We start from the raw sequence: 20,941 nt of genomic DNA on the forward strand, positions 1-20,941 counted from the left end.
ACGTGCTACAGGGTGTTAAGGGATATGTTACTTTATTATCTTTTACATTTCTTTATACTCTTTTACTGCTATTTTTTCAAAGAGATTTTTTGTAATTTATCTAAATGCAATGTATTTAGCGATCGCTGGCGATAAATCTCATAGAGTGCCATCCCGGCTGCTACCGAGGCATTGAGGCTAGGAGTTTTACCTTGCAAGGGTATTGAAACTAAGACATCGCAGGAACGTTGAGTTAGCATACTCAGACCTTCACCTTCAGAGCCAATTACCAAAACGATGGGGCCGCTAAAATTGACTGTGTGTAAGGGTTCGCTACCGCTGGCAGCAGTGCCATAAATCCAAAATCCAGCTGTTTTTAATTCTTCTAAGGCGCGGCTGAGGTTAACAACTCTGGCTACAGAAAAGTTTTCTAAAGCACCTGCCGCAACTTTGACAACAGTAGAAGTGATCCCAGAAGCCCTTCTTTGGGGTATAACTAATCCTTGGGCGCCGATTGCCTCAGCAGTGCGAATAATTGCTCCCAAGTTGTGGGGATCGGTAATTCCATCAGCAACGACAATTACGGGATCGGTTACAGATTTTGCTTGTTCAATGAGATCCGGCAATTCAATATAAGTGTAGGGAGCAATTTGAGCCGCCACACCTTGATGATTAGAATGATTGGTAATTTGGTCTAAACGTTTGGGTTCAACTTCGTCAATTACCGTGCCATTTTCTTTGGCTTGCAAAAGCAAATGGTGAAAGTTGGGATCGTAGCGCAGACGGCTAGTAATCCAGATGCGATTGAGACCGCGCTGATTTTGCAGGGCACTCAATACTGGATGACGACCATAGATTAAATCGTTATCTTCTGCTGGTTTTGCAGGTAGGGACGGATGGGAGAAGTTGCTATTTTGTGGACGCGAATTGCCAGAAATCGGGTTGATATCTATTTTTTTTCTGGGATTGCGAATTGGATTAGTAACAACACGCTTTCCCTGAAGTTTTACGGGTTGCCCCCGATTTGGTTCGCTAGAAGTCTTGATTTTTCTGGGTTTATTTGACATCTTAGTTTTAGGATATTAGCGTATGGTGGGCATCCCAATCAACTCAAATTACCAGAGCTACTCTGCTGTTTTGATAATTGTGAAATCGGGTTTTCACTATTTCTCTAGTTGCAGTATTTCCAAAAGTTCGGTTAGGCGCTGGTAATCAGTGAGATATAGATAGCCAATTAAGGTTTCTAGACTAGTTGCCTGTTGATAGATTTCGGGATCGAGCCGCTTAGGGCGTCCTGTAGCAGCGTTTCGACCCCGGCGGACAATTTCTAATTCGGTGTCCCTCAGATGAGGAGTCAGCGATCGCAAATGTAGCGCTTGTGTTTCCGCTCTTACCTGTGCTACTACCAGACGATGGTAAGTTTCTGTTCGCTGTAGTGGTAGTAGATAGAACATTCTAACATAAAGTTCATAGATTGCATCCCCCAAGTAAGCTAAAGCAGAGGGAGAAATTTGTTGTACTTGTGAAAAAGAAATCTGTTGGGATAATGGCGCTGTGGTTAACAACAGTGCTTGAGTCCAAGATAAACTCTGTTTGGCAGCTTCATCTTGTCCATCTAATAACCCTTCTTCCTTTGACTTCACAAATAAATCATTCCTTGACTAGCTCAATTGTGCAGGCATTCTTCGCAAAGAGTGATTTTTCTGAAGTATGCCATCATAGTATACCTAGCATAATCAACACTATCAGAAATACTTACTAAATTTTATCTTTTTGATTAAAACTTGGCATTTTACATTACCCTGATTTCAACCTCTGCCAAGGTAATTTAGCGTACTTATTGTGGTCTAGGATTTACTTACATGAGAGCAAATTTTGATGCAGTAGATTGCGTTGAGATTGGCTAAATTGCTGTCTTTACTGAGTAAGGATTTATCCTTAATTATACAGTATCGAGTCAAGTTTAGATCGAGATTAATCAGTCTAATTTTATGTCTTAAAACTTTCTCTGGCTTTGGTTTTTATCGAATATCCTAGCCAACAGTCATCTCTCTAAAAAAATACTCGACAAGTTTTTGATGATACACAAATAAGCTAGAGAATCTGACTAAATCTCCCTCTTTTCAGTAGGGTTGGAGTTTATTTACCCACTTTTCAATGGGTATTAAGGGGGATCGGGCTAAACATTTATACTTGATAAACGTCTTCTGAAAATTGACGTGCTAATCAACTTGAGATTTTAGATTAAAAACTACTTCACTACTCTTGCAAATAAGCAAACTATATGCACTGTCCTTAGTAAGGTCAACAAATCCAAAATCTAAAATTGTTTGGCTGTTTATATCTTTACCTTGGTCAGTTTTAAATATAATAACTCAACTGGCTTAGCGCCTCTCCCACAAGGAGAGAGGTTTTGCCAGAAGTTTTAAAAATTTAGCTATCCGATCTTGAATCTAGATAGCCAAGTTAATCTCAAGAGGTCGAGCAATCAAGACTGCTTGACGTTTTCTAGAGCCGCTTCAACTGTTTGTTGCAGGGAGAGAAACTTCTCTAAGCGAACAAGCTTGACCGTTTGAGTGACGCGGGCATTCGTGACAATTTGCAAAGTGCCATTAGCGTTTTGAGCTTTCTTGGCTGCTTGCACCAAAGCACCCAATCCAGAGCTATCAATAAAGTCGATTTGTGAGAGATCCAAAATAATATGCTTAGGACCTTCCTCAATCTTGCTCTCAAGTACCTTGCGAAACGTCGGCTCAGAAAAGGCATCTAACAAACCTGTGAGGCGGAATAGCTGACAGTTATCCCGGACTTCACGAGTGCCCCTCAGGCTCACGGTTAGATTCAGTGGCTCAGCAATAATTCCCTCCTCATAAGTTAAAGTGAACGCTCAAGTATAGATGGTTTTTGAGCGTGTTGTCTACAATCTGTTGGAGCATTGGGGATTGGGGACTGGGGATTGGGTATTGGGGACTGGTGACTGGGGATTGGGCATTGGTTATTTCCCCATCTCCCCATCTCCTGATCTCCCCATGCCCCATGCCCTATGCCCCATTCTCCATTCCCTAGTTACCATCACCTTGACGTGCTGTTCGCATGGCTTGAACAAATTGCTCAAACAAGTAATCAGCATCGTGAGGGCCAGGACTGGCCTCTGGGTGATATTGTACAGAGAATATAGGTAGGGATTTGTGACGTACCCCGGCAACGGTGCGATCGTTTAAATTCAGGTGGCTAACTTCCACAACTGTCGCGGGTAGAGAATCTGGATCGATCGCAAAACTATGGTTTTGGCTAGTAATCTCTACCTTTTGTTGTAGACCGGCAGGCTGATTCAAACCACGGTGACCAAATTTGAGTTTATAGGTTTCTGCTCCTAGGGCATGACCCAAAATTTGATGTCCCATACAAATCCCAAAGATGGGTTTTTGACTCACCAGTAGCGCTTTGGCAGTTGCAATTCCTTCGGTGACGGCGGCAGGATCGCCAGGGCCATTAGAAAGAAAGACACCATCAGGATTGTAGTTGAGAATTTCCTCTGGTGGCGTATCAGCAGGTACAACAATCACCCGACAACCATAACTTGCTAAACGGCGCAAAATATTGCGTTTGATGCCAAAGTCAAGGGCAACAACCGTAAAGGGTTGCTGCTCAATATTGTTGGCAGTTTCTGGGTTGAATTCCCAGGCTGGAATTGTGGGATCTGACCATTCATAAGTTTTTGGCGTAGTCACTTCCCGAACCAGATTCAATCCTGTCATGTTCGGAGCCGCCTGCACCTGCTCTAGCAATTCCGCTTCATCCAAAATAGTCGTGGAAATGCCACCGTTCATGGCTCCGAACATCCGGATTTTGCGGGTGAGGGCGCGGGTGTCAATGCCATAGATAGCTGGTATTTGGTGCTGTTTGAGGTAGTCAGGTAAAGATTGGGTCGATCGCCAGTTACTTGGCCGATTACAAATGTTACGCGCGATCGCACCCCGCACTTGGGGGCGTTCTGATTCCTCATCTTCAGGGTTGACACCGGTATTCCCCAATTCTGGATAAGTGAAAATCACAATCTGACCGCAGTAACTAGGGTCGGTCAGTACTTCTTGATAGCCAGTCATACCAGTGTTGAAAACCACTTCTCCGATGGCTGTTCCCGTAGCACCAAAAGACCAACCGCGATAAGTGGTTCCATCTGCCAAGACAAGTAAAGCTGGTATTGCGTCAGACAAGGACATAGATTGGGGAGTGGGGAGTGGGGAGTGGGGATTAGGGATTGGGTACTGGGTACTAAAGAAAATTTTTCTCTAGTCCTTAGTTCTTACTTCCTTTCCTACTCTCGAAGACTGCAACCTTTGATTGTCTCATAAGTTGAGCAATTAAGAGTTTTCAGGTTGTTAATTAAAAATTAAAATTCCTTATCACCCGTTGCCTCTTGCCTATTGCCTATTGCCTATTGCCTTTTACCCATTGCCTCTTGCCTTTTACTTAAAATTTTTAAAGAGTGGATTTGCAGAAGCTTGGGCAGTTAATATTAATTATGCTTCCCACTTTTTTCTCCCGCGCAACCCTAATTTTGGCATTCGGCGCTTTAGCGGTTTTGAGTGTTGCCTGTAGTGAAGACAAACGAAACACTACGACTACTGGCAATGAGCAACCCGCGGCAATTGGCGATTTGGCATCAGTACAGCCTGCCGCCACCGAACCAGCAACACCAGCGGCTACGCCTGAAGCACAGCCGCCACAGCCGTCTGAAACTGAACCTAGTATTTTTGAATTGGCGTTAGATAAAGCTGTCAGTGCTTGGAGTATCAGCCAATCTGCTCAATCTCCAGATGATTGGAATTTGGTGGCGAGTCAATATCAAGATGCGATCGCTCTGATGCAAAAAGTAGAGCGACAAACCCCAGAGTTTGCCTTCGCTCAATCCAAAATCACAGAATATCAACGGCAAATCAAATATGCCAAGCAAAAAGCAGCTCCTCGCCCTGTGCCAGTTCAGGAACCTCACAAAATAGTAGTTGTGGTTCCCCAAGCAGCAACTACACCAAGGTTCACCTCGCCTCTATCGATTCCTGTACAAAAACAATTATTACCACCAGAAACACAGAGAGCTTCATCAGCAGTGGTGATTCCAGAGCAAACAGTGTTTACAGCCCCAATTAAAAGGCGGGCTGGTGGTACGCCAATTGTGGAAGTTACTTTCAATGGGCAGCGAAAGTTTGAAATGATTGTAGATACAGGAGCCAGTGGCACTGTGATCACCCAAGACATGGCAGATTCTTTGGGAATAGTGCCAGTGGGGAGAGCTAAGGCAAACACCGCCAGTTCTAGAGCCGTAGAATTTCCTGTGGGTTATGTTGAGTCAATGGCACTTGGCGGCGTGACAGTGAATCGAGTGCCGGTGGCGATCGCTGGTACGGAACTCGAAACCGGACTTTTAGGACATGACTTTTTTGGCAATTACGATGTCACAATCAAGCGTAATGTGGTAGAGTTTCGCCCGCAATTGCGATCGCAAATCAATTCCCCAGAAATTGAACCAACTGCTCCAGCTTCGTCCAAGCCGTCCCAGTTTGCAGGATATCCTTAGCGATTTTAATACCTTGGCCATGATCGAGGAAAGGTATTGCCCCCGCAACTTGCAGCGCCAACGAAGCATTTAAAGCTACTGCATCCTGTTGTGCTTGAGTTCCCTTACCTTGGAGTACAGCCTTGAGAATCGCCGCATTCTCTTGCACATCGCCGCCCCGGAGCATACCTATGGGAGCAGGTGTGACATCTAAATCTAAGGGATTAATGGTAGTTAACTGCACTTCTCCCTCAGATAACACCGCCAAGTCAGTTAAATCTCCTAACCCAGCCTCATCGAGTTTTTCTCGTCCGTGCAACACAATTGCCTTTTCCTTGCCCAAATTCTGTAAAGCTTGGGCAACCGTCGCTAAAAGTTTCGGTGTGAATAATCCCACTACTTGCCCAGTTGGACGCAAGGGATTTACCAAGGGGCCGAGTAAATTAAACACTGTCCGCACCCTGAGAGTCCGGCGTAATGAAGCGACTGCTCTGAGTGCTGGGTGCCAACCAGGGGCAAACAAGAAAGTGATCCCAACTTCCTGTAAAGCAGCTTGCACTTGTTCGCTAGAGGCACTCAAATTTACACCCAAGGCTTCTAACACATCGGCACTACCAGTGAGACTTGAGGCTGAACGATTGCCGTGTTTGGCGACGGGTACGCCATAAGCGGCGACAACAAAGGCAACCGCCGTCGAAATATTAAAAGTTGACGAACCATCTCCACCAGTGCCGCAAGTATCAATTACGGAAAAAGACGCGGAGAGTGGGAGACGCTCTGACGCGGGGAAATTATTCTCCGTGTCTCCGTGTCTCGCTGTCCCCCCGTCCCCGTGTACTCCTATAGATTGGGCTTGTAATACTTCAGCCATACCGGTCAACTCGTCGGCAGAAACGCCTTTAAAGTTCAGTGCTGTTAAAATTGCTCCCGATAACTCTGGAGGAACAGCTTCACTAAGCCAACCTTGCATTAATTCAGCAGCTTGAGTACGCGACAATGATTGACCATCTATTAGTTGTTGCAGCAGAACATAATAAGATTCTTGTGTAGGTATTGGGGAAGTAGTCATAGCTAAGGTTTGTGTGTGTTGTAGGGTGTAGCTACGTTGCAGGGTATGGGAGCTATCCTACCGGAAAATTGGTTTTCATCAAAGTTCAATTTAAAGATCGAGGCTTAACTGCAAACCCGCATTCATAAGATTCTGATTTTGTAATTTTTTATTTAAATCAAGTTTAAGTTTGTAATTAGTAATAAATAACTCTTTTCCTTTGGCAGCAGCACTTTGCTTGTAGTTATTCATGCCATATTGCAATTGCCACTCTGAAAGATTAGCCCATTGAAAATTTTCTCGAATTTGTGGAGAATCGTCGTAAGTGATTAGCCACTGATGATGACATTGTTGCAACAGTTCGGCAAATCTTTGATGTTGAAATGAGGTGTGCAAGTTACCGTCTTTGCCGTATAGCTTTGATTTGGTAGCACTAAAATATGGTGGATCTAAGAACAAAAATACTTTTTCACCTTCTTCTTGTAATAGATAACTATAATCTAAATTAGTAATTTCTACATTTTTTGCCAAAATAGATTCTAATTTTTCTAGCCGTTCTATTGAAGAATCAGTAAAACGTTTATGAAAAGCTTCTTGGGAAAAACCGCCTGATTCTACAGTACCAGAAAACGTAATTCTGTTAAGTACAAAAAAGCGAACTGCTCTTTCCAAATCAGATAAATTATTGATATCTACGCTAGTCAGTTCTGCAAAGAGTAATTTACCATCCGTGTGTTTGATTTTAATATGCCGAATTTCTTTAACTAACTGAGCTATATCAATCTGGGCAAACTTCCAAAATAAGAATAGTTCCCGGTTTAAATCGTTAATCCAAATTTTGATATCGGGGAATTTTTGTTTTAAATAAATAAATACAGAACCACCACCGACGAAAGGCTCTCTGAATTCATCAAAATTTTCTGGTAAGTATTCGACTATTTGATTGATTGCTTTTGATTTTCCACCAGGATATCGTAGAGGACTTTTAATCATAGCCTAAAATTATATAGTAATTTGCTTTGTATTTTGAACTTATCTATAGGACTACTATTTGATTTAGTGAAAAAATATAAGTAAGTATAGTGTTATGCCAAAGGCTAACGCACCAAAACATTTAGCTGGTGCGTTAGCCTTTGGCATAACGCACCCTAGATATATTTCAAAAATCAAATATGAGTCCTATATATAAATAATGAGTGGAAAATCAGGCTTTTTTAGTTGTAGGAGGTTTTTTTCAGCCAATCAAATAGGAATCCTAATAAGCTCTAAAATTTTTAATATTAACTTATAACTTCTGCTCATTCTTATGACTCGTTCTGTACCCTATCAACCTTTGTTGTTGCGAATTCTTCATGGCGCGAGTGGAATTTTAGTTATCGCAGCAATTATTACTGGATTTCTAGTTTACAACACTTACGATCGCCGTTTTGGCAGTATACCATTTCCTCAACTTCCAGATATTCAAGGCATTCACGGCACTATTGCATTATGTTTCTTGCTTGTTCTACCTGCTTTTGCTCTCTATAGTTTTCATGCTGGACAAAAACGGCTTGTTCAATCTAATTCTTTACAGCAATTGAGGCAAGTTGGCAAGCCGATTTGGTGGGTTAGCTTGCAACGTTTGGCAAACACTTTCATGCTCATCGCTGCTATTTTGGCTGTGAACTCCGGCAGAATGATGAAGGAAGAGTGGCTCCCCAGAGGAGAGGTGTATCATATTTGGTACTCTCTCCACCTTAGTGCTTGGGTTGTCATGGTTTGCTGTGTGGCAATTCATGTTTTGATGTCTACTAAGGTGGGTGGTGCGCCGTTGTTACTCTCGATGTTTTCCTGGAAGTTTCGACCAGAAGATAGTCCTGGCCGATGGTCTAGCCGTTTCCGTGATTGGTTGAGTAGGTCAGCTAACTTTGGTGCGCTATTAAGTAATTTTATGCAAAATAACTTTTACCTCAGAATTATTGAGGTGATTGTTTTGGGCGGAATTTTAACAGCGTTCGTTTTACCTTTATTTTTCCCCGGTGGTGAGTCATAAGCCAATATGGTTCACTTAAAGCCTTTACGAACCGCAGAGGCGCAGAGAACACAGAGAGAAGAAAAGTCATAAGCCATTTTTTGTTGAGGCGTAGCTTGCCGCCGTAGGCATCGCCACCATGCCACAAAAAGCTACGTGTCCGTAATAAATACTGTGTCACAGATTTAGTTTTAGTTTATGTTGCAATTTCGTAAAAATCTGATACATTACTTTACATGCGGTTAAAACCGTTACAACATAGAAGCTCGGAGTGTTAATTATGTCAAACGCTAACAAGACTGTGCCTTCGGTTTCAGAAGATCCTAATGCTTTACGCTGGGGCTTTACTCCTCAGAGTGAAAACTGGAATGGTCGTTTGGCAATGATTGGTTTTTTAGCTGCCATTCTCATTGAAGCGTTCTCCGGTCAAGGGATTCTACACTTCTGGGGCATTTTATAATTAGTCATTAGCATTAGTCATTAGTCATTTGTCCTTTGTAAATACGGATGACTAATGACTATTGCCAGCAGCTAGCGTGATGAACGGAATATTACACGACCTGGCGATTCTTCGTGGTTGATTCGCGCATATACCCGCAGACAAGTTAACACTTCGCCAGGAGTACCGCCAAAATCTAGTTGTAAGTCATCTTTGGATGAAGCACAGATATCTGCGTAAAGTCCAGATAATTGGCGAATTCGCACTTCATGACCTGCATTAATAGCTTTATCAGCGATTTTCTTGAGAATGCGGCGTGATTCATTTTGTAGCTTACCCCACCAGGAATAACGTTCCGCTGGTGGTACAAACACCAAAGAGTGTATTGCTTCATCCATGTCAATCCAGGCACGCAAAATGGACAGGGGATCGGCACTTTCTTCGGCTTTTTGGGTGCGTTGACAGCGATCGCTCAAAGCATTAATATATTGACTCTGTTGTTCTGGTTTGGAATTTAGCGAGATAATATCAAAGCTACAAACACTCTTTAAAGCATGATATAAGTTTGGTTCTATTTCAATAAATTTTGTATATAAAAGTAAGAATCCTGTTGATAAATCGGATTCATTATTTTGGAAATTCTGATAATTTAAAAATGCTTTTTGAGATAAACTTAAGCCCTGAGTTTGAACAGTACCGCTAAGTCCAGGGTAGATAATTTCATCACGGCTAAAAGGAAGTTCATAGAGATTATAATTGTCGGCGATCGCGCCAACTTCTTGAGCCATATCTAAAGTACGCTGTCGCCAAGATGCAGCTAAATCTTCTGGTATTCGCAACAGTTTGCGTTGAATTTCATTCCACAAATCTGGGTCAGTTTGGCTTTGCAGTTGGGAATTACCCAGATAATAATTAAGTTCTGAATCAGAATTAAAAGCTTCTTTTAAATGATTGAGTTTTAATGTATTTTGGGAAGACATAGTTACATCTTCCCAACCAATATGTGGGTGTAAAGGTGTAGGCGCAGGTTGCAATAAGTTATGAAGTTCTTGCAGCAACTCATCGCATACCTCAACTCCCGGATCTTGCGGAAATTCTGCACGAGCCTGATTTAAAGTAGTTTCAAGACCGTAGAGACTAAACCGTAATAATTGGGCTAATTGTGAGTTTTGTAGTTCTAATAATTGACGGAAATGGTGCATTTATATTACCTTTCTTTATCTCACGCACAGGCGCAGAGGCGCAAAGAGAAAGAGCTTTTTTCTATCTCACACTCAGACGCAACACGCCAATAAAACCTTTGCGTCTTTGCGCGGCAGTCGCTTCAAGTCGGGGAACCCGCCCAACGCGCTGCCTTGTCTTTGCGTGAACAAATTCTAATGTATACCGCAAAATGGATCGCGTTCCTTATCAACTTCATTAGGCTGTAATTCTAATTCAGCCAGATAAACGCATCCTTCTTGTTTAAGACATTCTTGATTTGTTGATGTCCAATAAGGTACTTCACCTGCGTGCATCCGTAAAATACCTTGGTTATCGAGACTCACGCGATATTGACAAGGATAATCTGTTGTGATGTCTGGTTTACTGAGTGCGCCAATTCTGATCCATTTTTTTGTTTGGGTTTCGGCGTCTGTTTGATAAACATAGAAAGTGTGCTGACCAGTTTTCGGGAAGGGAGGTAAGGGATTACTAATTAATCCGATTCCTGGTTGTGTCACGCCATCACGCAAGTAATGAAATTCGTGGAAGGAGCGATCGCTATTTCCGACTTCAAATACTAAATGATAGGCATCTGCTCGATCTACAGTTGCGGACTCAATGACATTAACGGCAATATCACCATTATTTAAGTCTTTATTGGGGCGTTCTACAGCAATATTCCACTTCAATTTACCGTCAGCAAATAGCGCTGAACTTTCTGAAAGTAATTCTCCTAAATCAATGCCAGGAACATCAATTAAATAATGAGGATTTCCCTGACAAAGCAACACGTTAAATTCGAGGGTTTGGTCGATTTCAAACTGAATTTTGATTTTTTTCAAAAACTCTGATTCTTCCATTCCTAATTTATTCATTAGGTTTTTGCCGTCGAAGCTACCCCAAAGCCGTAAATCTCCTTCTTCGTAATCTTGGCGGTAGATGATATTAGTTAATTGTATCCCTTGCCAAGGAGTACGAACTTTGGCAACAGTTTCCCAAGATGCTAGTTGATAAAGTTCTTGACCAGCTTTGAATATAGTTAGTAAATCGTTGCTTTGGGTTTTACGTTTGAAATTGCAAGGCAAATAATAAAATAGGTTTTTAACATCAATTTCTAACTGATTAGCTCCCTTACGTAGCAAAGTTTTTGATTCTTCTGGATCGAATCTCAATCTGCGTAATTTTTCGGCATAGCAAGCACCCGCAGAGGTGGCTAATTTAGTAAATTCTAAGACAAAAGTAATGCGTTCTGGATTCCAAACAAAATAGGGTGACTTACTAAATTCTTGATAAATTTGCCGCTGTACTAAGTCAAGATTACAGGTTTTTCCAGACAGAATTAACCAATCAACTTTTTGAGAGTTCCAAGAATCTTTAGTGATATCATCGGGACGCAAACGGCTTTCCATCAATCCTTTAGCAATGCCGATCGCTTCTTTAATTCCTGAAACCGCAGCTCGTTCAAATTGATGATTGTCTAGAGTGACGCAGATGTTATTTGGGTCTTTGATTTGCAATTTAACGGCACTTTGATTTAGGAGTTCAGAAATTTCTTGTTCTGAAAGTGTGAAGGTTAATAATGAATCATCAGTGGGTGGTTTTTGCCCAAGTTTCAGTTTAGCTGCTTCTGCATAATCCCACAAAAGATAAAATGTTTGTAGGCGTTGCGGCGCTTGTTGCCAACGGGTAGGTAATACTTTTTCGGCAGTATCAAGAGCATCTTTATAAGCAACATCACCTTCTGGATTTTCTTTATCCAGGCATTTCAAAAGACTGCCAGTTTTAAATTTACCTTGTTCTAAGAATCGCTCGTTTAACTCGGAATTAATTAAATCTTCTAGCTTTTCGCTTTCGATGTCACCTGTGGTAACTGCTGTTAATAAAAAATCAGCGATCGCCACTTTCAAAAGTCGAAAAATTCGCAGTGTAATTAGCTCACCACCTAACTGTAAATGTCCAGATGAGCCTAATAGTTTAGGAGTCAGTTTATAATAACGTCCTCCCAAACCCCTGTCTTCATAATCAGCAAAAGCTGGGGTTTTATCTTCCAAAGTTAACTCAATCAAAGCTAAATCTGTGGTTCCGCCGCCGATATCCAAAACAAGAACATTTTGCGACCATTTATTTCCAGTTTGGCGACAACGAGTTTTGAATGATTCAATACCAATATTTAAATTACCGCCAAATTCTCGCCACAAAAAGAATATTGCCACAGATACAGCTTCATCATAAGCAGTTTGGACATCATCTATGGCCAATTGTTCAACTAATTCTTTAACTTCCTTGCGAACAACCGGCGGTGCAACTGTTGGATATGTGACAACTGCTGTTAACAAATTCCCTTCAGAAAATCTGCGTTGCGCCCGTTGGCGGTAATCTTCAGTTAACTTTATTAAATGCGCCCAAGCAGATTGAATTAATTCTTTGGCGGTAATTGTTTCTTCCTGACCATCCACAATAACTGAAAACGATCGCTCTTGACCAAAATAGCGTTTTGGTGAATGATAAAACCTGCTAATAATTTCTTTTAAAGTACTGCTTGTACCTTGGGCGATCGCTTTTTTTCTATTATCTCTAGCTTCCCTACCCATCCGCAGTTGTAATTCGCCTAAATGGGAAATTTCCGACTCGCTAGGAATTTCTGTTTCACGGCGATCTATATCCAACACAACTGGGATGAGATTTTGCGATTCTAATGTAGGAACGCGGAAAACTTCGTGATAGATTTGATAGAGTTTTTTGCTGACAGCACGACGGAATCTTTCGCTATTTCCTAAACAAAGTTCAATTTGACGAATCGCTTCTAAAAATCGTTCTTTATTATCACTTTCAAAAACTTCACTTAATTTTCTTGGTTCTATTTCCAGGTTTTTGCTAATTTCTAGAATAAACTTTTCCCAATCCTCATCGCTGACATCTGGTAAAGCTATAGAAGCAGGAGAACTCAACCATTGCGATAAGCGATCGCGCAATCGTATTTCTTGTTCTTTCGGTAAAATTTCAGCTATAGGTACTTCAATGGGATCGAAAAGTGTGACTGTAGAATTGGATGTACCAAAATCTAACGCAAACCATCCCGGAAATCTTTTTTGTTGTTTCTCGTTTGGTTGTTTATCAGTATAGTTGTTCAATTGAAAAGGATTCATTATAGCAAATATTTATGTTTAACGGTGGCTTTTTTATAGGGCGATCGCTCTTTGATATAACAGCGATCGCTATAATTACTAAGTTGATGTTGAAGATTCTTGCTCGCTTATCAGTCTTACTTGTTCGACGGTTAAACTAAGTAATTTAGCAACTTCTTCCATCGACATACCAAAAGCTAAGAAGCGAGGAATAAGTTCACGTTTTGCTTCTTCTCGCCCTTGTTGTATACCTTGTTCTCGTGCTTGTTTTAGTCCTTCTTGTCGCCCCTCTTCTTTAGCTTCTTGATAAAACCTAGTTTCTTCTAACTTAATTCCGAACATGGCCTCTACCTCTTCACGACTTAAGTTGGCAGATTTATGGAAAATATGTGATTATTCAGCTGCAAGTCTTACTTGTTCAATGGTTAAATTAAGTAATTTAGCAACCTCTTCCATCGACATACCAAGAGCTAAGAACTGAGGTACAAGTTCAAGTTTTGCTTGTTCTCGTCCTATCTCTACTCCTTGCTGTAGTCCTATTTCTATTCCTTGTTCTCGTCCTATTTCTACTCCTTGTTCTAGTCCCTCTTGTTTGGCTTCTTGATAAACCCTAGTTTCTTCTAACTTAACTCCTAACATGGCCTCTACCTCTTCACGACTTAAGTTGGCAAATTTATAAACAGCGATTGTTGTGATTACATCTATTATCTCCTCCTTCGCTAAAACAGTTATCTGTTCTTGTTGCACTCGTTCAATTAAACGTTTCGCTTGTTCCACCATTTGAGTTTCTGAAGCGATAGTTAACTGCATCAAACTGATACCAACTTTTTGCTCATCAGGATTACCTAACTCATCCAAATAAATGCGTTGTACTTGGGAACTGTTTATTAATGACCTGTGAATAGTGGTTTTTTCCGGTTCCAAGCTGCGAGACTGTAAAATAACTACTCCGTACCAGTCATCATAAAGTGTTGGGTTGCGATACATATACAGCATCGATTCCGAGAAAAAGCGATGGTACAGTAACTCATCTTTTTGGAATTGCACCTCAGCAAAAAAGACAATTTGAGATGTTGCATCAGGTGGAGGTAAAAATACTCCATCAATCCGAAATGTTGGTTCTTTAACTTCAACTGATTCAAAGCGATAGTTAGCAGCTTCGGCTGGTGGCTGTTCTACTAACTCAAAAAGCAACCCTGGAACACGCTTAAAAAGCGTATAAAAAATCGCATCTCGTCTCATAAATATACCCTTGTAACCCTACGCGATCGCTTTGAAAAAGCATTGCAAATTCTCAGTCCAAAATCGTGTGAGTTAGTTCATCAAAAAACATCTTAATAAGAAACAGCGGCAATATCTGAAAGAAGCTGCAACCAAGTAGGAACTGCTACCTCAGATGGCATATCACCAGCTGTTAAATATCTCAGTAATGCTTCTTTTTTGGAGAGGTTTTGCAAACTCGGAATAATTTGATCCAAAATGCCTTCTAATTCGGAATTAATTTGTTGATTGACTTCACTAACATACTGCACAAGATGAAGGCTGGCGCTAGCAGTAATTTCATCTCGCAGTCGCAGTACTAAAAGTTGGTGATTACTGGATCTACCTAAGCCTTGGCTTTTTTCTGGTGCCCAGTCAAAGATTTGACCAACGTTGTGTTTATCGTCTTGACGCGCTAAAGGAAAAATGATTTCCGGTGCAACGGTTTTGTCTTGGTTACTAATTTCAGAAATGATTGCTTCTTTCCATTGGTTGGGGTCGCATCCTAGTAATAATTTATAAAAGAGGTCGGCTTCTTCCACACCAAATTTTGATTCGATTTCTTGTTCCATTTCTGGGTTAAGAATTGCTTTCAATTGGTCGCGTTCTGGGGCTACCTGATTTGATAATTGGTTCAACAAATCTATCACAGCCTGACGAATGCGATCGCGGGCAAATTCTTCTAGTTCTTTAACGGTTTTTTCAAATATTGGATAAAAATCATCACTCTTTGTAGGTAGAGAACTATTCAGACGGTTTCCTCTATCAAATAATTTTCCTGCTGCACCTTTAGATTCAGCGAGAGTGATGCTACCATTGTTTACTTTATTAAACAGTAAAGTCCACTGGCTCCAATTAAGTATTTTAAAGGTAAGTTCGTCTTTAACTATATCGCTAACAACTACACCGCGTCGGTCTTTAAGTGGTTCTTTAGCTAAATTTTTTTGAAAATTTCTGTAGATTTTATCTAAAGTTTCCACCACAAACCGCAACTCAACAAAAGCGGGACTGTCTCCTGTGGGGATGCCTTGCTCGTGAATTTCATCTATGATATCTTTCAAATGATCTTGTTGTTGACTAACTACATCAGCAGCCCTTTTAGTATCTTCATACAATTGCTTGAGACCATGAGTAGCAACGTGATTTTGAATCAATTCTCGTAGCTTTGCAAGGCTACCATCTTGAGCAAAGTACCCTAATTGTCTGCCCAAATAGCTGCGAGTATCAGAGTCTAAAAGCTGTTGGCTTAAGCGTCCCCATTTATCTTGTAGCCGTTTAGATCTGTCTAAGTAATCAGGATAATCCAAGTTAGCTAAAAACTCTGGCGAACCTGCTTTGACTTTAGTTGAACGTTTTGCTAAATCAGCCAGTCCTAACAGTGGTGACAGTAAAACAATGCGGTCTTTTTGAGTTGTAAACGCCTTTGCACCATCAATAGTTGTTTGCAGAACTTTGAGTTTTTGCAAAACAATTTCCTCATGCAAATCCCTATCTTCGGTTAGTTGGTCGAGTTCTCTTTCACCACCCTCACTTTCTAAAGGTAGTTGATCGAAGCGACCCACACCAACGAGAATCAAATCTTTGAGATCTTGTCCAGGTCGCTGCTGCTGCATCATCGTAAAGATTTTATTAGCGCGATCGCTTCCTGGTGATTTACCATTTAGCAGTACTAAAATTGTTTGTACTTCTGCCAATTCTCGCAGCGACAAAAACGTATCTCTAGCACCGGAATTAGCAGCTCCCAATCCGGGAAAATCGATCAGAATAAATTTAGCAGCACCCGTAACATCCCAAATTTCCCGTGAGATTTTGACATCAATATCTACGCGGCGAATCAGTGGAAAGCTGTTTTGTAATAATTTCGTTGGTAGCCTCTGGGGTGGACTCGGTAATCGAATATGGGCTGGCGGTAAATCTTCAAATTTGAGAGTTTGGATGGCCATCGGCTGTTCCACTAGCTGTAGCCCTTCGCGGGCGGTGGTAGCATCAATTTGGTAGCGCCCACTACACATTACTTCGCCATACGCTTGATAAGCTCGTAAAAATAATACTAACTCTCTCAATAAATACCGTAATTCTAAATTATTAGAACTGTTCCATGCTTCCTCACACCAACCAATAATATCTTTGCCAGAATTCAGCTTTGATACTGGTATGGGAGGAAGCCCCGCCGCTGTTGTCCGTTTATTGGCTTCCCCCAGCATGAAACGCAGACACTCGTGTACCCCTTCATGGGAAAGATATTCTACAGTAAAATTGCTGAGTTGCGTAGTTGCAAAGTCATCTTGGGGGATGATGTGTAGGGCAGTGACATTACCTGTAGTCGGGTTTTCACTGACTGGTAAAGCATCTGCATATCCAATCAAGCTGCCTAAAAGTAAAGTTTTGCCGCTACTGAATTCCCCCATCACACCAATTTTCACAGGCGAAGTGGCAAGATCTACAGTTTTTTCCGCAGCTTCCCGCAGACGACGGAGACAATCATCAAGGCTAGCCGGAACCCAATCTTCTTGTTGTGAAGGGTATTCAGGTACAGAATCTATCTTCCGGAGGATGAATTCACCGTACTCTTTAAAACTAGCCAGTTTGTCTGGTTCCATAGAGTAGTTTCCGCCTAACATAAATTTCTCTGAGCTTTATAACATATAAAATGCGATCGCCAAGGAGCTATACAACAGACTGGGCATTGGGGAGCCACTGCGTGCTGCAACTTCTTCTCTGCTCCCCACTCCCTACTCTTAGCTTTGATATGAAAATCTTGAGTTTGTGAATTTTTGATGAAGACATATCTGTAAATAATTCGTGAAAAGTCAGATCCCCGACTTCTTAAAGAAGTCGGGGATCTAAACACAGCCAAGTCAAACTAATTCAGATTTTCAGCGATTAAATTAGATAATCAGTATAAATTTATCGATGATTTCAAGGAAAAAATATATTTAAGTAATTTTACTGAAGCTAGGAAATTTTCAGTTTGAATAAAAATGGTAAAGTTCGTCTTAATCAAAACTTTAGCATTTCCCCAATTTATTTACACAAAAAGAGGAATTAATGTATATCTAAAAAGAAATAAAGTATTAAGATAATTACCAGGTTGAGATCGAAATATTATACACATTTTTTAACAAATTTAGTTTGAGAGATTTTACTTCAATAATTTAGGCAGAGCAGGCAGGCAAAAGTGTTTCCTAGAAGGGTGCAAAATTACATTAACCAAATCAACGTTGAAAAACAAAAGATACAACAAGATGAGAAACTAATTAAGAAACAAGGTAAATTCAAAGAAAAAACGCAAGCAAGAGAATTAACAAAAGCATTGAGGCAACTGGCAAGAGAAACTGCAAAACGCCAAACATTGGAAGCAAAGTTGCACCAAAAAACATCAGAGTTTGCAGCTATTTTGCAAGTAATTCCTGATTTTTATTTTCGTGTTGATGCTGATGGAACCATCTTGGATTATCGCCCAGGAAAAATGCCAAATTTGTATATTACACAAGGAGTTGAACGGGGCAAGAGTTTGCGAGAATGCCTACCGATCGCTGTAGGCGATCGCTTCCACGAAGCAATGACTCAAGTACTTGTAACGCAATGTGAAGTTAGTTTTGAATATAGCTTACCGTTACCACTAGAAAACGGTAACTTTGAAGCTAGATTATTACCACTACCAGAGCAGCAAATTATAGTTCTGATTCGCCAAAACGAAGACAAAGTACAAGCTGCATTACTCGAAAGAAATACCAAGTTCCGCACTATTATTGAGAATGCCAATAACATTCTGTTTGCGCTGACGGCTGAGGGAATATTTTCCTACGTTTCCCCGAACTGGACTGATATTTTAGGGCATGAAGTTAGGGAAGTGGAAGGCAAATCTTTTAGTCTGTTTGTACATCCTGAGGATGTGCCTATGTGTGCAGATTATTTACAACGAGTTGTGACAACAGGCGAAAAACAAGATGCAATTGAATATCGCGTAAAACACAAAAATGGCAGTTGGCGATGGCACACAAGCAGCTCATCTGCGACTAGAGACGCCAATGGTAACGTTTTGAACTTCGTTGGTATTTGTTACGACACCACTGACCGCAAACAAACAGAAGTTGCACTTAGAGAAAGCGTCCAACGGGAAAGATTACTCAATCGTCTTTCTAGCCAAATTCGAGCTTCCTTGGATCTCAACTACATTGTGGAAACCGCAGTCCGGGAGATTCGCAACTTATTTCAAATAGACCGTTGCGCCTTCTTTTGGTATCGACAAAACGCCCAGATACCCTACTGGGAGAGAGTATATGAGGCTAAAAGTTCCTTTTTACCATGTCTGCTGAATGACCAAGGAAATAATGCAGAAATCGAACTCATCGGTAGCAAAACTTTGAACAGAGAAATCATCCGCATCAATGATGTTAAAACTGTCAGTGGCATGACACGGGAGTTTTTGAACGATTTTGGCTTCACCGCTTTTATGTCGTTGCCGATACATACCCAATCTGGGGAAATTGCCGCCTTTAGCTGTGGTTATTCTAATGGGTTTCGGCCTTGGCTAGACAACGAAATAGAATTACTCCAAGCAGTTACAGACCAAATAGCGATCGCCATTGACCAAGCTAAACTTTATACCCAAAGTCGTATCGCCGCCCAAACTGCCCAAGACAAAGCCCAGCAACTAGAAGCAGCACTGCTAGAACTTCAACAAACCCAAGCGCAACTAATTCAAACTGAAAAAATGTCTAGTTTGGGACAGTTAGTAGCGGGAATTGCCCACGAAATCAATAACCCCGTCAATTTTATCTATGGCAATATTAGCCACGCTAGTGGATATATCCAAGATTTGCTGCACTTAATAGAACTTTATCAACAGCACTACTGCCCACCCGCACCAGAAATTCACCAACAAATCCAAGCCATTGATTTAGACTTTCTCAAACAAGACTTGCCCAAAGTCCTCAATTCTATCAACATGGGTTCTGAACGCATTCGCCAGATTGTCTTATCTTTACGCAATTTCTCTCGCCTTGATGAAGACGGCATGAAACCAGTGGATATCCATGAAGGTTTGGATAATACCTTGCTACTTTTACAAAATCGCTTGAAAGCCAAACCAGGACATCCCGAAATCCAAGTAATTAAAGAGTACGGCAACTTGCCGCGAGTAGTGTGTCACGCGGGACAAATGAATCAGGTGTTTATGAATCTGCTGACAAATGCCATCGATGCCTTAGAAGAGGGAGTGGGGAGACTTGTACTGAGGGGAGCCGTTGGCGCAGCCTCTCGTAGAGAAGTATGGGGAGATGGGGAGACTTGTACTGAGCGAAGCCGAAGTATAGAGGGATGGGAAGATGAGGTAGACGCGGCGACATGGGGACGCGGTGAGGAAGTTGGAGTCTTCTCTACGAGACGCTGCGCGTTGGCGAAGCCTCTCGTAGAGAAGGCGGCTCCCGTCGAGTCCAAACTTCCGAACCCGAAGGGGGACGTGAGGAATAAACCAATGCCCCATGACGCCACTTGCTCGACATTTGGAGACCAAATGACCGCAGTGACTCCCCCATGCCCAATACCCAAAATTCGCATCCGTACTTCCATTGATAAAAACTCTGTAACTATTCGCATTGCTGACAATGGGTTAGGAATGAGTGAGAAAGTACAAAAACACTTATTTGACCCGTTTTTCACTACCAAGCCTGTGGGTAAAGGCACTGGTATGGGATTATCAATTAGTTACCAAATTGTTGTTAAAAAACACTCTGGAAAACTTGAGTGTATTTCAGCACCAGGAGAAGGTGCTGAGTTTGCCATCGTGATTCCGCTAAAGTAGCGAGGGCGATCGCCAATATAATGTTACCTTAATTTTTTGTTAACCAGAAATTAATCTATTAGTTGTTAACTGATATCAATTCACTTTTTGCTGCAACATTTGAATGCCCCTCCAACAACTGCGAATTTATTTACAGGAGTTGGAGGATTATTTATTAGGTATTGACAATAAATAAAAATATCAACTTCAAAAAATACACCCATCTCTATATCAATACAGTTCAGATAAGACCTAAACACTCGTAGAGACGGCGATTTATCGCGTCTGGTAAACCCACAATTTTGTAGAATTAGCCTTTAACTCAACCGTATCTAATACTGCTTGGGTTTTGCATTTTGAACTAGGAATTTGGTTTGGGGTAAAGGGTAAAGGTTTTTTCTTTCCCCTTTCCCCTTCCCCTTTTCCCCTTAACCGACCTAGATATAGGGGTTTAGAAACAACAACAGACGCGATAAATGGCGTCTGTTGGATTTAGATAATTCTGAATTCTGAGTTCTGTATTCTGAATACTTC

16 protein-coding genes are annotated in these 20,941 nt (G+C 41.3%); 4 read left to right on the forward strand and 12 right to left on the reverse strand.

Annotated features, from left to right (window positions below; genetic code table 11):
- Nucleotides 1-68: 68 nt before the first annotated feature.
- The 5 genes from rlmB to carA form a co-directional block, all read right to left on the reverse strand.
- The gene (gene rlmB / locus H6H03_RS17560) at nt 69-1,046 is read right to left on the reverse strand and encodes a 23S rRNA (guanosine(2251)-2'-O)-methyltransferase RlmB (RefSeq protein WP_190956363.1); all 978 of its coding nucleotides are present in this window, start codon (nt 1,044-1,046) and stop codon (nt 69-71) included.
- A gap of 96 nt (nt 1,047-1,142) precedes the next feature.
- On the reverse strand, nt 1,143-1,622 hold the full coding sequence (locus tag H6H03_RS17565; RefSeq protein WP_190956364.1) for a Mini-ribonuclease 3: 480 nt from the start codon (nt 1,620-1,622) through the stop codon (nt 1,143-1,145).
- Between the two features lie 845 nt (nt 1,623-2,467).
- Nucleotides 2,468-2,812 carry an STAS domain-containing protein gene (locus H6H03_RS17570; protein WP_244918039.1) on the reverse strand — a complete coding sequence of 115 codons (345 nt, stop codon included), beginning with the start codon at nt 2,810-2,812 and terminating at the stop codon, nt 2,468-2,470.
- 34 nt (nt 2,813-2,846) lie between these two features.
- Nucleotides 2,847-3,017 (reverse strand): hypothetical protein, encoded by a 171-nt coding sequence (locus tag H6H03_RS17575; protein WP_190956365.1) that lies wholly within the window; start codon nt 3,015-3,017, stop codon nt 2,847-2,849.
- 24 nt (nt 3,018-3,041) lie between these two features.
- Nucleotides 3,042-4,202: a glutamine-hydrolyzing carbamoyl-phosphate synthase small subunit gene (carA, locus tag H6H03_RS17580; RefSeq protein WP_190956366.1), complete on the reverse strand. Its 1,161-nt coding sequence runs from the start codon at nt 4,200-4,202 to the stop codon at nt 3,042-3,044.
- 302 nt (nt 4,203-4,504) lie between these two features.
- Between carA and H6H03_RS17585 the strand changes: the two genes are divergently transcribed.
- The gene (locus H6H03_RS17585) at nt 4,505-5,557 is read left to right on the forward strand and encodes a retropepsin-like aspartic protease family protein (protein WP_190956367.1); all 1,053 of its coding nucleotides are present in this window, start codon (nt 4,505-4,507) and stop codon (nt 5,555-5,557) included.
- On the opposite strand, the gene trpD is transcribed toward H6H03_RS17585, so the two are convergent.
- Nucleotides 5,487-6,605, reverse strand: coding sequence for an anthranilate phosphoribosyltransferase (gene trpD, locus H6H03_RS17590; RefSeq protein ID WP_190956368.1), 1,119 nt, complete (start codon nt 6,603-6,605; stop codon nt 5,487-5,489). The two genes, H6H03_RS17585 and trpD, sit on opposite strands and share 71 nt — an antisense overlap.
- 90 nt (nt 6,606-6,695) lie before the next feature.
- Nucleotides 6,696-7,577, reverse strand: coding sequence for a DNA adenine methylase (locus H6H03_RS17595; RefSeq protein ID WP_190956369.1), 882 nt, complete (start codon nt 7,575-7,577; stop codon nt 6,696-6,698).
- A 313-nt stretch (nt 7,578-7,890) separates the two neighbouring features.
- Here H6H03_RS17595 and H6H03_RS17600 point away from each other — a divergent pair, with 313 nt between their 5' ends.
- Nucleotides 7,891-8,616, forward strand: a complete 726-nt coding sequence (locus H6H03_RS17600) for a cytochrome b/b6 domain-containing protein (protein WP_190956370.1) — start codon at nt 7,891-7,893, stop codon at nt 8,614-8,616.
- A 259-nt stretch (nt 8,617-8,875) separates the two neighbouring features.
- Nucleotides 8,876-9,055 carry a high light inducible protein gene (locus H6H03_RS17605; RefSeq protein WP_096540705.1) on the forward strand — a complete coding sequence of 60 codons (180 nt, stop codon included), beginning with the start codon at nt 8,876-8,878 and terminating at the stop codon, nt 9,053-9,055.
- Between the two features lie 71 nt (nt 9,056-9,126).
- Here H6H03_RS17605 and H6H03_RS17610 read toward each other — a convergent pair whose 3' ends face one another.
- The 5 genes from H6H03_RS17610 to H6H03_RS17630 form a co-directional block, all read right to left on the reverse strand.
- A complete protein-coding gene (locus tag H6H03_RS17610) occupies nt 9,127-10,236 on the reverse strand; it encodes a hypothetical protein (protein WP_190956371.1) in 1,110 nt (369 codons plus the stop codon).
- Nucleotides 10,237-10,410: 174 nt separating this feature from the next.
- Nucleotides 10,411-13,383, reverse strand: a complete 2,973-nt coding sequence (locus tag H6H03_RS17615) for a molecular chaperone (RefSeq protein WP_242057892.1) — start codon at nt 13,381-13,383, stop codon at nt 10,411-10,413.
- Between the two features lie 78 nt (nt 13,384-13,461).
- A complete protein-coding gene (locus tag H6H03_RS17620; protein WP_190956372.1) occupies nt 13,462-13,704 on the reverse strand; it encodes an aspartate aminotransferase in 243 nt (80 codons plus the stop codon).
- Between the two features lie 51 nt (nt 13,705-13,755).
- Nucleotides 13,756-14,604 (reverse strand): Rpn family recombination-promoting nuclease/putative transposase, encoded by an 849-nt coding sequence (locus tag H6H03_RS17625; protein ID WP_190956373.1) that lies wholly within the window; start codon nt 14,602-14,604, stop codon nt 13,756-13,758.
- A gap of 92 nt (nt 14,605-14,696) precedes the next feature.
- Nucleotides 14,697-17,222: a proteasome protein gene (locus H6H03_RS17630; protein ID WP_190956374.1), complete on the reverse strand. Its 2,526-nt coding sequence runs from the start codon at nt 17,220-17,222 to the stop codon at nt 14,697-14,699.
- 578 nt (nt 17,223-17,800) lie between these two features.
- Here H6H03_RS17630 and H6H03_RS17635 point away from each other — a divergent pair.
- On the forward strand, nt 17,801-20,428 hold the full coding sequence (locus H6H03_RS17635) for a PAS domain S-box protein (RefSeq protein WP_313931867.1): 2,628 nt from the start codon (nt 17,801-17,803) through the stop codon (nt 20,426-20,428).
- The last annotated feature ends 513 nt before the right edge of the window (nt 20,429-20,941 follow it).

Source organism: Nostoc paludosum FACHB-159 (assembly GCF_014698835.1).
Lineage (GTDB): Bacteria > Cyanobacteriota > Cyanobacteriia > Cyanobacteriales > Nostocaceae > Nostoc > Nostoc paludosum.